The organism is Dermabacter sp. HFH0086, assembly GCF_000413375.1.
Lineage (GTDB): Bacteria > Actinomycetota > Actinomycetes > Actinomycetales > Dermabacteraceae > Dermabacter > Dermabacter hominis.
The window spans coordinates 1,366,923-1,381,625 of sequence record NZ_KE340308.1 but is presented as its reverse complement, the minus strand read 5'-3'; the positions used below and the strand labels follow the sequence as shown (position 1 = coordinate 1,381,625).

Here is a 14,703-nt window from a genome sequence, read left to right as displayed (position 1 = left end):
GACACACACGTACGATGCGAGCTATGCGTGACGCAACCTTTGCTATCCGCCAGGTAACCTTCGACTGCGACGATCCCTCTGCACTCGCTGAATTCTGGTCGTCCGCCACAGGATGCGCTATCGCCGCCGACTACGGAGACTTCGTTTTGCTCGACTCCACTCCGGCACTAGGCTTTCAGCGCGTTGAAGATCCCACTCCCGGTAAAAACCGCGTGCATCTCGACGGCGGCGGAGTTGAACGCGAAGCTTTAGTAGAGCGCCTCAAGAAGCTAGGCGCCACCGAACTCGGCAGTCATGAAGCACCGGGACTTGTGTGGACCGTTATGGAGGATCCGGAAGGCAACGAGTTCTGCGTGGGCGCCCCTACCCCTGGTTAGCCCCAGATCGGATCTGTTCAGCATCTCCTTGTTTCAGACCGCAGTCCACTGCGTGCATACCGAACCTGGGATCAGCATTTCACCGCCTTGAGCCGTCGGATCCGAACGCGCCACGGGACGGCGCCGGCATCTTCACAGTCGATGTTTGCGAGCAAGCGGAAGAACCACCGGCCCACGCGGATCCTCGAGGTCCACGCGGCATGTGATTCGGTAGGTCTCCTCCACATTCTCCTCAGTGATCACCTCGGCAGGAGTTCCCTCGGCAACCAATCGCCCTTGGTTCAGCATAAGCACGTGATCGGCATAGGCAGCTGCCTGGGGTAGATCGTGCAGAACGGCCATGACCGTACGACCTTCATCGACCAGGTCGGAGCAGAGGTCGAGAAGTAGGTACTGCGCCGAGAGGTCCAGAAATGTGGTCGGCTCATCCAGCAGGATGACTGGGGTGTCCTGGGCAAGGACCATCGCTAACCAGACGCGCTGCCGCTGGCCACCAGACAGCTCGTGCACGTACCGGTCGACGAGGTCGGCAACTCCGGCGCGTTCAACCGCCCGATTGATGGCCTCACTGTCGCCGGGTGCACTGCTACTGAGGAACGAGTGGTAGGGGTGGCGGCCACGCGCCACGAGTTCGCCCACGCGCAGACCACGTGGGGCCACGGTGGCCTGCGGCAGAAGGCTGCAAGTACGAGCCAGTTGTCGACGCCCCATACGGGCAACATCGTGGCCGAGCACCGTAACTCTGCCTTCGTCGGCCGGCCGCACCTGGGCCACAGCGCGCAACAAGGTCGACTTGCCACACCCGTTCGGGCCGATGACGACGCTGAAGCTTCCCTTCGGCACCGTGGCACTAAGGCGGTCAACAGCGGTCAGGCCACCGAAGCGAATGGTGAGCTCGTTCATATCGATCGCCGAACTGGTCATAATGAGCCCTCCCGGATTTGTGAGATGAGAACCGCGCCAAGGAAAAGACCGCCGATCAGGGCTGTGAGTACACCCACGGGAAGCCCGGCCAGGAACGCCACGTGTCGAACGGCGAGATCGGCCAGGCACACCGTCGTCGCGCCAACTAACGCAGCGGATCCCATCGCCGGCCGCCCGGTCAATCCACGAGCCAAATGAGGGGCAGTGAGCGCCACGAAGGCGAGCGGGCCTGCTGCTGCCACCGCGCCCACAGTCAGCAGAATTCCCACTAATAGCGCGAACGAACGCGTCTTGGCCGGGCGCGATCCGAGACCGTGAGCCGCATCGTCGCCAAGGCTGATGAGATCGAGATCAACACGTAGCCCCAGCGCCACCGGTCCCAGTAGTAGGAGCACCGACCAGACGACCAGAGCATCACCCCAGGTTCGCGCGGTCAGCGACCCCGTGAGTGCAGCCGCGAGAGCCATGGCCTCGGACTGGCGCGAGAAAACCAAGACAAACTGCGTCAACGCGGTGGAGGCCGCTGCAATACCGATCCCTGCGACGATCACCGCGCCGGGATTACGGAAGCCTGTTGTCGTGGCCCACGGGATGATGAGGCCGGCCGCGAGGGCACCACCCAGCGCGCCAAGACTGGTCGGAACATTGAGCGCACTCGCCACCGCCATCCCAGCTCCAGCTGCGGTGGTAATCCCAATGACATCGGGAGTGACGAGTGGATTCGCAGTAGCGCGCTGAAATAATGCTCCTGCCAGTCCCAGCGCCGCACCCGCCCCGACCGCCACGGCAAGGCGCGGTCCGCGCAGTGTCGTCAGAGCGAGGCTCCCGCGTCCGGTGAGCAGATCGAGCAAAGCTTGCGGTTGACGTGTAAGAGGGGTGCCGAGCCTGCCAACGGCCAGCGTCCAAGCGCAGGATGCCACTAGAGCCACCACCAGAATCACCACCGCGAGGACATGCCGGGTACGGCTGCGCTGGGCGAGACGGGCGGCGCGGTCCTGATTCGCGGCGAGGGAGGTAGGGGCCGCGTTCACAGCACGCCTCGTGAGCGGCGGACTACTGCGAGCAGCAAAGGCGCACCCAAGAGTGCGGTCACGACTCCAACAGGTACCTCAGCAGGACGCAGGACCAGGCGTCCAATCACATCAGCCAGCAGCATGAGTACCGGCCCAATCAGACAACACAACCCGATGAGCGCACGCGCCGAGCCTTGAGCGAATCGTCGGGCCAAGTGCGGTGCAGCGAGACCGACGAAGACGATAGGGCCAGTAATCGCTGTCGCGGCCGCGGTCATCAGAGCCACCGCGGTAAGAGTGAGAGCGCGCACACGTGCGGGATGGTGTCCCAGGCCCGCGGCAACTTCGTCGCCAAGAGCCACGGCATCCAGCCCACGTCCCACGGCGAAGAGCCCCGCGCCCGCGACTGCGATCACCACCACGGGCCACCAATCAAGAAAGTCGCCTACCGCCAGCGATCCCGCCGACCAATAGCGCAACGCGTCAAAGGCTGCCTTGTGGCGTAGGCTCACGGCCTGCGAGTAGGCAACGGCGACGGCTGTCGTCACGGCCCCGGCGAGTACCAACCTGGTGGCATCGGGGCCACGCCCGAAACTGCCAAGTACCATCACTGCAACCGTGGCCACCGCCGCTCCGGCGAAGGCTCCCCCGACGAGCTGAAGGCCAGCGAGGCCGGGGATCGACGTGACGGTAACGATTCCAGCTGCTGCACCACTTGTCAGTCCCAGAACCCCCGGATCCCCGAGGGGATTACGAGTGACTGTCTGGATCGCGGCGCCAGAACTGGCGAGGGCGGCGCCCGCAACCAGCCCGCACAAGGTGCGTGGGACACGTGCTGCCAGCACCTCCCGCACGTGGAGATCGCCGCCACTGTGGATGGCTTCCACCAGATCGGAAAGCCCGATAGCTTTACTGCCCAGAGCAAGACTGAGCACACAGGTGATACCGAGCACCACCGCCACGAGAGCGGTGGCGACCAGAGTACGTCGACGAGCCAGCAAGAGTTAGTCCGTCACCTTCGCGACGGCCTGGTCGATGAGATCAGTGAGACGCGGAAGGCTCCACGGCACGGTGAGCGGGTTGATCATGCTGATCGCTGTGACGAGCTGCGGGTCAGTCGGGGCCACCACGCTGTCACGCTTGATGGCAGGGATCGACGAGTAAAGCTTCTGCGAAGTGACCTGTTTCTTGGTCGCGGCATCCAGATGAAAGGTGAAGATGAGGTCAGAATCCTTGAGTTTATCGGCATTCTCGAGGCTGATGAGCGCCCAATCGGACCCATCGTTGGCCGTGATGGTATCGACAATTGGGTCGACCGTCAGGCCGAGCATGCTGATCAAGGCCACGCGTTGTTCCGTGGGACGAAAAATGCCAAGCGTTCCCTGGCCTTCAGTGTAGATGTAACTGAAGGTCGTGCCCTCCCAGTGTGGGTGCTGAGCAACAGTGTCGGCGAGGGTTTTCTTGAGGTCGCTAATGACTTTGTCGCCGTCGCTGGGGCGCCCCAGCGCCTTGGCCACCATGCGGATCTCGCCGTCCCAAGTAGTGGTCCAGGCGGATTTCTCGTAGGCGACAGTCGGGCAGAACGCGGTCAGTTGGTCATACTGTTTCTGGGTGAGCCCTGACCATGGAGCGAGGATCAGGTCGGGCTCGAGCTCCGCAATGGCCTCGACGTCGAGTTGCTCACCGCCGGCGAATAGAGCTGGAAGGGGCCGTCCCGCCTTCTCGAAGGCTTCTCGGTTCCAGGGTAGATGTCCATCCTTGTCAGCTCCCCAGGCATAGGTTTCAACGCCAACCGGGTAGACCCCCATACTGATGAGGGCCTCAGTGGCGCCCTGCCCGATCGTGACAATTCGCTGAGGCGCCTGCTTGATGGTCGTGGATCCCAAGGCATGGCGAATCACAACGGGGAAACTGCCCGCCAACGCGGTTTCGGTGGACGTTGACCCAGCACTCGAACGGTCGCTGCCACAACCGGCGAGGGCAGACAACGAGAAGGCTCCGGCCAGGGCGAGCAGCCCGCGACGAGGCATACTCAGACGCTGATCTGAGGGATACATTTCTGGTGTTCCTTTAGGTGTTATGCGGGCCCGACGCGGTCGCGTCGGGATGGTCAGGATTCGGCGTGTCCTTGACGCCAGTAGCTCATGAAGGCCACCCGATCGCGGGGGCAGCCTCGTTCGCGTACGAGGAAGCGGCGCATACGTTGCACAGCCCCTTTTTCGCCTGCCAACCAGGCGAAATGCTCGCCGTCGGCATCTCCGGCGGGTTCATCCCACAGGATTCCAGCGTCATCGTCAAGGTCATCGACCGCTACGCTTTCGGCCGCTTCGGGCGGCCACGTCAGCGTGTAAAGTTCGCGCTCGAGCAGGCTTCCGGGAGCCTCCCCTTCGCGGCACAGCACTCTAACGTCAACCCCGGGCGGGACCGTGAGGGGCCATGCATCCTCAGGGGTCGGCATCTCGATGAGAATCGTGCCGACGGCATCTGGGGCCAGCGAGGCAGCAATGTTCGCTATCGCCGGTGCTGCGGTTTCGTCGCCAGCCACCAGGATTTGCTTGGCACTACCCGGATGCCAGGCCAGGCCAATGGTGTCAATGTCCTTGAAATCGGCGCGGGGGACAGCTACGACGAGCCGATCGCCAGCAGCCACGGTTTCGATCCACCGGCCCGCGGGGCCGCTGGTGCCGTGGCGAACCACATCGACGTCGAGCTCGGCCATGTCTGGACGCATTGCCCGTGCCGTGTATGTCCTCACGGACGGCTGATCACTTGGCGGTAAAGACACGAGGGCGTCATACCAACCTGGGATACGCGGGATGTCCTCCAGTGCGTCACCGTGGTATCGGGGCAGCACGAGCTTGATCCGACGGTCAAGGCAAAGCGGAGCAGCCTTCTTAAGTCCTTCTCCGCTCAGGGTGACTCGACGCATCGAGGGGCACAAGTCGCGCACTGCGTCGACGCGGACCTCAACCGCGGTATACGAGAGCTTTGATCTCATGCCGCATAACGTACCACAATTAGACAAGGCTCGCCTTACTTAATTCGTTCGCGCCCGGCATTTCCGTGGCAATCATCATTGCGTCAGCCGTCGGAAACCGGACTCGATATCCGCCCCCGGTGGTTTGATCCAGACGACTCGCCTCAATCGCGCGAGGTGCATGGGGGACGTTAAGCCAAAACCGCAGCGCAACATGTTTGGGAGTTACTGACTTACGCGCCGTTCACCTGGGGCGGTTAGCTGACTCACCGGCAACAAGATCCGCGAACTCAACAGCTACCTGACACCCCCTACCGCGTAGCGCTGTACGCAGTCATCTACGGCACGCTCTCACGTCTCACGGGCTCCCATACCCCGTTCCCTAGAAGGAGACACCGACGAAGGCGGACCGTGTTGCACTACTACCTGTTGCTCAGCCCATCAGCCCGAGCCGCACCGCACTCCTGTACGCCATATACAAACCAACGATTGCCGCGATCCACAGCAGTGTCACCTTGGCTTCGTACTCCAGCCGGCCAATGGCACGCTCCAGCCGCGGAAAAATAGCGGGCCCCGCGACGCCCGCGATGACGCTCATCAGAATCGCTGGCAAGATCATGACGGCGCAGTAACCCACAATCAGCGCAATCTTGCTGGACATCCCCACTGACATGGACTGGATAATCCCCATCGCACCCAAATAGGGCAACATCGTGGCTGCCTCTACAACGGCGGCTCCCAACGCCAACGCCACCATACCGCTCACACTCAGCGAAACACCCCGGGCGAGGCGAAATGCCCGACCCTCCCGGACATCGGCGTCAGGAAGCGCAGCGGCAGAGGTAATAGTTGCGGCAGCGGCGTCGACACTCGCCACAGACGGCTGCTCCACCGAATCAGACCCTTTGGCTGCTTGCTTTTTAGGGTTTGGGGCGGCCACCCCAAAAAGGAAAAGCCCCACACCTAGAACAAGAGTCACCCATCGGAACCAATCGGCCTCGGCGACTCCAGAAAAACGCTGCACTACCGCTTCAAAACCGAACAGCAAAGCAATGCCGAGACCACAGTAGGCCCCACCAATCGTCGTGAGATATGCACCCAACAGGCCGAAACAGACTCGACGCCACACAAAAATGAGAGCAATAGGAATGACAAGAGTTCCTACGCTCAAGCTATCGACGAGCGCGAGACCAGCGAGGGCTAGAAAGTCTGACATGACGTTCTCCAATGGTCAGGTACGGAAATCGCGGCCATGGGAATGCTCTCCTCAGCTTGCGGAACGATGAAGGAGATTCCACATCCATACATTTGTACGAACTTTTCGATTGATACGATCGTATGGAACGTTTCAGTGAGATGCAACCAGGCAACGAACGGCTGGCAGCACTTGGGTCACGCAAGATTGGAGACTCATGCCCGTTGACCCCAACATCCCCTTCACCGGCACAGCGGCACTGATCGCCGACGCTGCTATTCGAGTGATGGTCAACCAGGGCCTCGATGCCTTGAGTGTTCGCAATGTCGCGGCAGAGGCGGGGGTCGCACCCGGGACTGTCCAGTATCAGATGGGAACGCGGGACGACATCATCGCGAAAGCATTCATGCGGTCTATTCAGCGGCAGGAGTCGCGGGCGCTCCGAGAGACCGACGCGACAGACTTTCACGCGGTCATCCGCAGCCGCCTAGCCGAGCTCCTGCCGATTGGTCCTGTCCAGCGTGAAGACGCTGCAGTGTGGGTTATCGTGGGCGCCGCCGCTTCCACACGCGAATGGCTAGCCGACTTATACGACGCCGAAGTGGAACGCTTCCGAGCACGTGTAAGCAACGGGCTTGCGGCAGCTGAACGGCATGAGAGCTTGAGCAGCCGACTATCGCCTGAACAAGGAGCTCGCTTGGTCACGGCACTCGTCAACGGGCTCACGATCGACTACCTCAACGGCCCGAAAAACTCGACTCAGCAGTTGCTGGCAGACCTCGATGCGGGACTCGCGCTGATCGTGGAGCCTTCCCGGTCTCAGGTCTAGAACGACAGGAAGGCCACGCGCCGCCCGCGACTGCCATTGGCAAGGCGCCGCCGACCAGGGCGCAGCTTGCTAGGTAGAGTAGCGACCATGACCCACTCCACGTCCGAGCCCCCGGCACCACGCACTACGGCACCTGCGGGTCACGATCCCATGATCCGGGTGCGCGATGCGCACCTTCACAACCTGAAACACATCGACGTCGACCTGCCCCGGGATACGCTCGTGGCGATCACCGGCGTATCGGGTTCGGGCAAGTCGAGCCTGGCCTTCGGCACCATCCATGGGGAGGCGCAGCGCCGCTACCTGGAGTCTGTCTCTCCCTTCGCGCGCCGTCTCATCGGTGGCGCGGTCAACCCGCGCGTGGGGTCAGTGACAGGCCTGCCGCCGACGGTGGCCCTGCAGCAGTCCACGACCCTCGGTGGGGCGCGCTCCTCCGTGGGGACGATCTCAAATATCTCGAATAGTGTTCGGCTGCTCTTTTCCCGCTCCGGCAGCTACCCGGACGGTATGCGCGAGCGGCTGGAATACGGCAGGCTGGATTCCGACGCCTTCTCCCCCAACACCACCGCCGGCATGTGCCCCGAGTGCCAGGGAACCGGAACCGTGCACCGGCCGACGGAAGACTCAATGGTGCCCGATCCCAGCCTGTCTATCTGGGACGGCGCGATCGCCGCGTGGCCGGGAGCGTGGCTCGGAAAGAACTTCCGGGACATCCTTGGCGCCCTCGGCTACCCGCTGGACATCCCTTGGCGGGAAATTCCGCAAGAGGACCGCGACTGGATCCTGTTCACGGACGAGCGACCTGTGGTGACGGTCCACCCGGAGCGGGATGAAAACGCCGTGCACTTGTCGTATAAAGGCAAATGGCGCTCGGTAGCCACCTACCTCACCGAAACTCTGGCGGAGACGGGATCGGATAAGACCCGCCGCCGGGTGCTCTCCTTCTTGCATTCATCGACATGCCCGACGTGCCAGGGCCGTGGTTTTCAACCGGATACCTTGCAAGTGAGCTACGCCGGTCACGCCATCGACGAATTCAACGACTTGGCGTTGAAGGACCTGCTGACTGTGTTGGAGGACCGCCTCGAGCGCTTGGCGGCGATCGAGAAGCAGCAGTGGAACGAACACGACGAGGCCGAAGAACTGCTGCTGGATCAGGTGCTGCCCACGGTGCGCGCGGCGATCGAGCTGGGGCTGGGGCACTTGAGCCTCTCTCGCCCGGCGCGGAGCTTGTCTGCGGGTGAGCACCAGCGCTTGCGACTGGCCTCCCAGTTGAACTCGAATCTGTTCGGCACAACCTATGTGCTGGATGAGCCCTCGGCCGGCCTGCACGTCGTGGAGCGAAAGGCGGTCTCCGAGCTGCTCAAGCGCTTCGTCGACGCGGGGAATTCGGTGCTTCTGGTGGAGCACGATATGTCCCTCGTCGCGGGATGCGATTGGATCGTGGATATCGGCCCGCGCGCCGGTGAGCGCGGCGGGGAGCTGGTGTTCTCCGGCCCCACTGACCAGTTCCGCGCCAACGCCGAGCAGCTGGACTCGCCCACCGCTACCGCCTTAAACGCGGACTTCCCCGAGCTGACGGACACCCCGGCCGGAAGTAGTGAATCCATCGGCCTTCGCGGCGTGCACGCGCGCGCCTTCGATGGGGTCGACGTGGACTTCCCGCTAGGGGCGCTCACCGCGGTCACGGGAGTGTCCGGTTCCGGCAAATCCACCCTGGTCACCGGGGTACTGGCCGACGTGGCATCCCGCGCGGCTAAGCAGGTTGTCGGCGCCGATGAGGTCTCGGTCGAGGATCCGGATGCTGACTTCACGGCAGGCTCCGACCCGACCCGGGATTTCCGGGTGGAGAGCGCAATGGGGATCGATAGCATCCGTCGGTTGGTTCACATCACCCAGAAGCCGATTGGACGCACGGTGCGTTCCACCGTCGCGACCTACACGGGTCTTTTCGATTATGTCCGCAGGCTGTTTGCCGACACCCCGGAGGCGAAGCGGCGGGGCATGTCGGTGTCGGACTTTTCCTATAACACGAAAAAGGGTCGCTGCCCGGAGTGCGATGGGGCGGGCAGTATCGAGGTCGAGCTGGTGTTCCTACCCGGCACGTACACCACCTGCCCGGCCTGCCACGGCAAGCACTATAAACCGGAGATTCTCGAGGTGCAGTGGAGCGGCCGCAGCATCGCGGATATCTTGGCGCTCACCGTGGACGAGGCGCTCGAGGTCTTCGCCGAGGAGCCGAGGATTCTGCGCTCAGTCGAATTCCTGCACGCACTCGGCCTGGGCTACTTGCGGCTAGGGCAGGGTTCCCCGGAACTCTCGGGCGGGGAGGCGCAGCGCATCAAGCTGGCCTCCGAAATGCAACGCGGCTCCAGCCGTAAGCACAGCCTGTACCTCCTGGACGAGCCTACGACGGGGCTGCACCCGGCGGACGTTGATCTATTGCTGAGCCAGCTGCGTCGCCTGGTCGATGACGGCGCGACGGTGGTCGTTGTCGAGCACGACCTCCGGGTGATCGCCCAGGCCGACCACATCATCGACGTCGGCCCGGGAGCCGGAGATGAGGGTGGCCAGATCCTCGCCACCGGAACACCGGCGGCGGTCGCTCAGCATGCTCTGCATCCGGATTCGCGCTCGGTGACGGCCCAGGTGTTGGCCGATCGAGCCGGCATAAGCCGTGCCTAAGAATCTCAACGCCAAAGGCCCAGTCGCCAGACTATTACGGCCCAGGCGATCTCCATCTTTCTCGGGGGCCAAAGTCGACTAACCCGCGTACCTGCCACGGCTAAGCAGTCGCGCTGCCGGTAATGGCTTCGCGGTCCTCACGCTGCCGCTCGATGACTAGACCATCCTTAGCAGCATCCAGTGAGACACGGAGAAAAATAACGCGACTCAACAGCGCTACACGTCAAAACTGAACACGGTCGAGTTCCGCTGGGGAGAAACATACGGCGAACGCTTCCTACCTCACTGGTGCTTCAAGGCAGCGAGCGGGCCAGTGCCATCCCAAGGTCATCAACCGAGTTCATCGTGTTGCTAAGTACGATCACGCCCTGCCCACGGCCGGGTTGAAGACTTATCCAGCTGCTGAAGCCACCGGTCATGCCGTTGTGCCACACCAGTGAGTTCTGGTCGATATGCCAGCCGTAGCCGATGCGCAGACCGTCTCTGGCAACGACTGCCTGATCCATCGCAGCCGTGCCCGGCGCGGTGGCGTCCAGCAGGGACTGAAGATATCGAGTCATGTCAGCAAGGGTCGATCGGACACTGCCACTGGGCGCTTCAGCACCCAACGTCCATGGCGCGGATCGCCGCCCCCACATGACCGAGTAACCGCGGGGCGCATCTACTCCAAGCGACGTCGGATCTGTTGGAACGAAGGTGTCGTCCATCCCCAATGGTGCGAACAGCCGTTCTTGAAGCAGTCGCGGAAAACTCGTTCCCGCTCGGCGAGCCAGCGCCTGCCCAAGCAAGGAGTAGCCGAGGTTTGAGTATGCGTATTCCCTTGGCCCCAGGCGAGACCGGCTCGCATCCGCAATCAGACGCTCGAGAGTCACTGACGAACTTGGGTCATGCACGAGCAACGGCCAAAGAGCAAGATCAGCGACGTTGCAGCATGTGCTCGCCATATTAGGCAGGCCGCTGGTGTGAGTAGCAAGCTCTTCAAGCTCGATGGCAGCCACCTCGCTGCTCGCCAGATCAAAGAAGGTTCCCAGAGGAGTCCGTCGGCTTATTTCACCGCGCTCCAGCATGTCAGCAAAGACCGCAGCCGTCATCGTCTTGGTGATCGAACCGATCTCGTACTGCGTATGACGACCCGCACCGAAATGAGCCTCACGGAGTACACCGTTGTCGATAACTGCGATACTGGCCCGGTCTCGAGGCCCGCGCGAACGTCGAAGAATCGTCTCGGCTTCACGAACGAGCCAAGGATCCCCCGACGACTCGCGGCACAGGCTCGGAGTTCTCATTCGGGCGAAGATTTCAACAGCCGCTACTCCTGCGACCACCAGACCGGACCCGACGGCCAGCCGTCTGCGAGAGCTCACGCGACCTGCAGGGGCGTGATCGCCGCGATCTGCTCCTCCGCGAGGTCCTCCGCACGGTCCAGCTCGTAGTGGCTCTGCAGGTTGATCCAGAACTCCGCCGACGTGCCGAAGTACTTCGCGAGCCGCAGCGCGGTGTCGGCAGTGATGCCCCGCTTGCCGTGCACGATCTCATTGATCCGCCGCGGCGGAACCCCGATCGAGACGGCGAGCTTGTTCTGCGTGATGCCGAAGCCCTCGATGAAGTCCTCCATGAGGACCTCACCCGGGTGGATCGGCTCGATCCTGTCAGTGGTAGTCAACGATCTGCAACTCCTCCGGTCCGGCGTCGCTCCACACGAAGCAGATACGCCACTGGTCGTTGATTCTGATGCTGTACTGCCCGGCCCGATCACCCCTTGAGGGCCTCGAGCCGGTTGCCGGGCGGGACCCGGAGGTCCTCGAGAGACTCCGCGGACCCCACCTGACGCAGCTTGCGCAGTGCGACGCGATGGATCCTCGGATCGATGGACCGCACGCGCTCACGACGCCACAGCCGTTCGGTCGCCTTGTCGCCGAACGATCTGATCATGAAGCCAGTCTATAACGGAGGCCGTCATTAACGCTAGACGTTAAACCTGAACTCAATCGAGTTACGGCGCCGAAGAACATGACGGATCACCACAGCCCAGGTCGTGAAGCTCAGCGATCCTTACAAGGGCATGACCATGAACAAGCAGGGGTTGTCATCACCCCACAGATCAGTCTCCTCCAGCGGCAGGAAACCGCACTTCTCGTAGAAGTGGCGGGTGTGGGCGTATCCAGTGTCGGGATGCGATGGCCCCAAGGTCTTCACTTGGAGCAGTCGGACACCATCGACACGGGAGGCGGACGCCACGGCCCTGAGCATGGCCGATCCAACGCCCCGACCATGCCAGGCTCGGTCCACGACCATGAAGTGGATGTCGGCGGATACCGGGAAGTCGCGGTCGACCAAGGTCACGCCGATGACCCTTCCATGTTCGTCGCGCACAGACCACGTCTCCATGTGCCGGGCTGCGTCGATGTACTCCTGATTCGCTTCTTCCAGGCCGAACCACTCCGGGACTGTCGCCAGAAGCCGTGCGACGTCATCCGGGAGCTGCGTGTCTCTGCGGCACTCCCAGAGTGATGGATGAGGACGCAATGCGCACATCTTCACGCTGTCCCAGCGTCGGCCGTTCCACGACCGCGCCTCGGGAATCCGGCCACACTCGACGAAACCGCATCGTCTCGCTGAGGCGATCATCCTCTCGTTGCCTGACCATGTCTGAAGGGTGACGACGTGAGCGTCAGTCTCGTCGAAGATCAGGTCGAGCCACTGGGTGAGTGCCGCTCGGCCGATACCCCTCCCCCACCAACGTGGGTCGAAGACCACGATGCCAAGCTCCCACCAGCCGCCGCCTGCGGGCTCCTCCTCAAAGCGCGAAACAAAACCAACAGGTTCTCCATCGACCTCGATGATCCGGCGATCATGACTGCCTAATCCTGCACGCTGCCGCTGATCAAACTCCTCACGGCTGGGGTTCACAGGGGCCTCGAAGTAGGGCCCATCCCACAGCTTCCACGCGGCATCCGGCGTCGCGTGCTGCCAGGCCCACAAGAAGTCGAAATCATCGGCACTCACCGGCCGGAGAGTCACATTCACTGCGCCAGCCTACCTTGGCCGAGACTGGAGACATCAGGGTTTTTCGTCTCTCGCCCAGATGGCGAAAGCGCCGCTGCTCGACGGCTCGGCAGACCGGAACTACACATTGAACCTAAATTCGACGACGTATCGTTGCAAAAACACCTTCTCATTCGTGAATAGCAGCTAAAAACCACCACACCCCGCTATGTGCGGCAAAGATAGAGTGCACACCAGGTAGCCTCAGCCCCGCTCCTCGTGCAGCGGCATCCTTAAACAAGACATACATGGGATTCGCCCCACATACGATTAACTCAGGCTTCCGATGTCGCCCAAGCGATCCGTTGAAACTTAACCGAACGGTCCGTGCGGAATACTCGGCCATAAATGGGATTTATACGGCGGAAAGGTGGGCGCGAATGCATCAAACGTCCTGTCTGCTACCTCCGCGTTCTACCGGTCCGACCACCTGCCGATGCACGATACCTGGACGCCAATGTTGGTGTAACCGCTTGACGCGTAGCATTGGCGACATGCGCATTTTCACCGTGGGCCACTCCAACCTCGAGTTCGAGGACTTCGCTGAAATGATCAAGGCTGCCGGTGTGGTATCCATCGTGGATGTGCGCAAGCTGCCCGGGTCCAGGAAGTACCCGTGGTTCAACGGCGACCCCCTTGCCGAACACCTTCCTACATGTGGCATCACTTACAGCAGAAGTGAGGGCCTCACCGGGCGGCGCAACGTGTCCCACTCGGTGCCTTTTGAGGTTAACGGCAACTGGCGTAACCGCAGTTTCCACAATTACGCCGACCATGCGCTGGGCGGGGAGTTCTCGGACGCGCTCTCGCAGCTACGGGTGAACGCCGCCGAAACCCCCACCGCGATCATGTGCTCCGAGGCGGTGTGGTGGCGCTGCCACCGGCGTATCATCGCCGACCACCTCATCGCCCGCGGTGACGAGGTTGGCCACATTATGGGCCTGGGGGCAGCCGGGGCGACGGTGAACGAGGCAACGCTCAACGACGGCGCAGTCATCGGCAACGATCTCCTCGTGCGCTACGCCGAGCGGGACTAGCGCGTACCCCAGAGGCCAGGGGTGCGGAAACTCGGACTATGCCTCAGGCGCGACCTACGCCTTGTATTCATGGAGCGCCCGCCCCTTATGAGCAGCAGCATCGGAGGCACACCAGTGGATAGCACGCTCAAACGAGCTTTAGGTTAGGAAATCTGCACCCCTCAATCTAAGAAGACCACCGGGAACCCCGATAGTGCCCCGAAGCATCGAATCGAAAAACGTGCTACCGACTTGCCACGGACCTAGACGTTGAACTTGAAGTCCACGATATCTCGTTACAAAGTCACTCTCTCGTTAACACCACCAAAAGGAGCGTTATCCAATGAAGCGTTCCGATTCTTAAGCTTCGGGCATTACGCCTTCGGTGGCCAGCGCGGGTCATCCGCGGAAAAGATCGCCAAGACTCATCTGGATCGCCCAGGCTGCGAACGAAATCGGCGTGAACGACGCGTCCTTCCGAGTCCACTACTTCGTGCCGCAGGCCTCCGCCCCGATGCCGCTGCTCGGTGCTGTCGCGGCCACCACCAAACACATCGAGGTGGCCAACGGTGTCATCGACATGCGCTAGCGCATCTCATGGTTGTGACGTTGGATAGCGGCTGCCGCCCGCGGCTGCGCCGC

Annotated in this window: 14 protein-coding genes and 1 pseudogene; 5 read left to right on the top strand and 10 right to left on the bottom strand. The window is 62.2% G+C overall.

All coding sequences use genetic code 11. The features are described 5' to 3' along the window. Positions 1–23: 23 nt before the first annotated feature. Positions 24–377: a VOC family protein gene (locus tag HMPREF1484_RS06085; RefSeq protein ID WP_016664151.1), complete on the top strand. Its 354-nt coding sequence runs from the start codon at positions 24–26 to the stop codon at positions 375–377. Positions 378–509: 132 nt separating this feature from the next. Here the strand turns inward: HMPREF1484_RS06085 and HMPREF1484_RS06080 are convergent, their stop codons facing one another. From HMPREF1484_RS06080 to HMPREF1484_RS06055, 6 genes are all read right to left on the bottom strand, one after another. Next, positions 510–1,301: an ABC transporter ATP-binding protein gene (locus HMPREF1484_RS06080; RefSeq protein ID WP_016664150.1), complete on the bottom strand. Its 792-nt coding sequence runs from the start codon at positions 1,299–1,301 to the stop codon at positions 510–512. Further along, the gene (locus tag HMPREF1484_RS06075; protein WP_016664149.1) at positions 1,298–2,332 is read right to left on the bottom strand and encodes an iron chelate uptake ABC transporter family permease subunit; all 1,035 of its coding nucleotides are present in this window, start codon (positions 2,330–2,332) and stop codon (positions 1,298–1,300) included. Before HMPREF1484_RS06075 ends, HMPREF1484_RS06080 begins: the two co-directional genes overlap by 4 nt. Further along, positions 2,329–3,267: an iron ABC transporter permease gene (locus HMPREF1484_RS06070; RefSeq protein ID WP_172620173.1), complete on the bottom strand. Its 939-nt coding sequence runs from the start codon at positions 3,265–3,267 to the stop codon at positions 2,329–2,331. The genes HMPREF1484_RS06075 and HMPREF1484_RS06070 overlap by 4 nt, the downstream gene beginning before the upstream one ends. 51 nt (positions 3,268–3,318) lie before the next feature. Continuing rightward, complete coding sequence (locus tag HMPREF1484_RS06065) at positions 3,319–4,371, bottom strand: iron-siderophore ABC transporter substrate-binding protein (protein WP_016664147.1); 1,053 nt, start codon at positions 4,369–4,371, stop codon at positions 3,319–3,321. A 53-nt stretch (positions 4,372–4,424) separates the two neighbouring features. Continuing rightward, entirely contained in the window at positions 4,425–5,312 is an 888-nt protein-coding gene (locus HMPREF1484_RS06060; protein WP_016664146.1) for a siderophore-interacting protein, read from the bottom strand. Between the two features lie 412 nt (positions 5,313–5,724). Next, complete coding sequence (locus HMPREF1484_RS06055) at positions 5,725–6,507, bottom strand: GAP family protein (protein WP_016664145.1); 783 nt, start codon at positions 6,505–6,507, stop codon at positions 5,725–5,727. A 196-nt stretch (positions 6,508–6,703) separates the two neighbouring features. On the opposite strand from HMPREF1484_RS06055, the gene HMPREF1484_RS06050 reads away from it, so the two are divergent. Beyond that, entirely contained in the window at positions 6,704–7,315 is a 612-nt protein-coding gene (locus HMPREF1484_RS06050) for a TetR/AcrR family transcriptional regulator (RefSeq protein WP_016664144.1), read from the top strand. Positions 7,316–7,402: 87 nt separating this feature from the next. Further along, positions 7,403–10,000: an excinuclease ABC subunit UvrA gene (locus tag HMPREF1484_RS06045; RefSeq protein WP_016664143.1), complete on the top strand. Its 2,598-nt coding sequence runs from the start codon at positions 7,403–7,405 to the stop codon at positions 9,998–10,000. 293 nt (positions 10,001–10,293) lie between these two features. Here the strand turns inward: HMPREF1484_RS06045 and HMPREF1484_RS06040 are convergent, their stop codons facing one another. The 4 genes and pseudogenes from HMPREF1484_RS06040 to HMPREF1484_RS11800 all read right to left on the bottom strand — a co-directional run bounded on the left by HMPREF1484_RS06040 (position 10,294) and on the right by HMPREF1484_RS11800 (position 13,027). Beyond that, positions 10,294–11,286: a serine hydrolase gene (locus HMPREF1484_RS06040; protein ID WP_141740568.1), complete on the bottom strand. Its 993-nt coding sequence runs from the start codon at positions 11,284–11,286 to the stop codon at positions 10,294–10,296. A 74-nt stretch (positions 11,287–11,360) separates the two neighbouring features. Continuing rightward, positions 11,361–11,663, bottom strand: a complete 303-nt coding sequence (locus HMPREF1484_RS06035; protein WP_016664140.1) for a HigA family addiction module antitoxin — start codon at positions 11,661–11,663, stop codon at positions 11,361–11,363. Further along, a pseudogene (locus HMPREF1484_RS11990) lies at positions 11,650–11,932 on the bottom strand (type II toxin-antitoxin system RelE/ParE family toxin). The gene HMPREF1484_RS06035 and the pseudogene HMPREF1484_RS11990 overlap by 14 nt, the downstream one beginning before the upstream one ends. 120 nt (positions 11,933–12,052) lie before the next feature. Next, positions 12,053–13,027, bottom strand: coding sequence for a GNAT family N-acetyltransferase (locus HMPREF1484_RS11800; RefSeq protein WP_016664138.1), 975 nt, complete (start codon positions 13,025–13,027; stop codon positions 12,053–12,055). Between the two features lie 512 nt (positions 13,028–13,539). On the opposite strand from HMPREF1484_RS11800, the gene HMPREF1484_RS06015 reads away from it, so the two are divergent. Both HMPREF1484_RS06015 and HMPREF1484_RS11795 read left to right on the top strand, forming a co-directional pair. Then, positions 13,540–14,082 (top strand): DUF488 family protein, encoded by a 543-nt coding sequence (locus tag HMPREF1484_RS06015; RefSeq protein WP_016664137.1) that lies wholly within the window; start codon positions 13,540–13,542, stop codon positions 14,080–14,082. Positions 14,083–14,521: 439 nt separating this feature from the next. After that, a complete protein-coding gene (locus HMPREF1484_RS11795) occupies positions 14,522–14,650 on the top strand; it encodes a hypothetical protein (RefSeq protein WP_034372423.1) in 129 nt (42 codons plus the stop codon). Positions 14,651–14,703 lie beyond the last annotated feature (53 nt).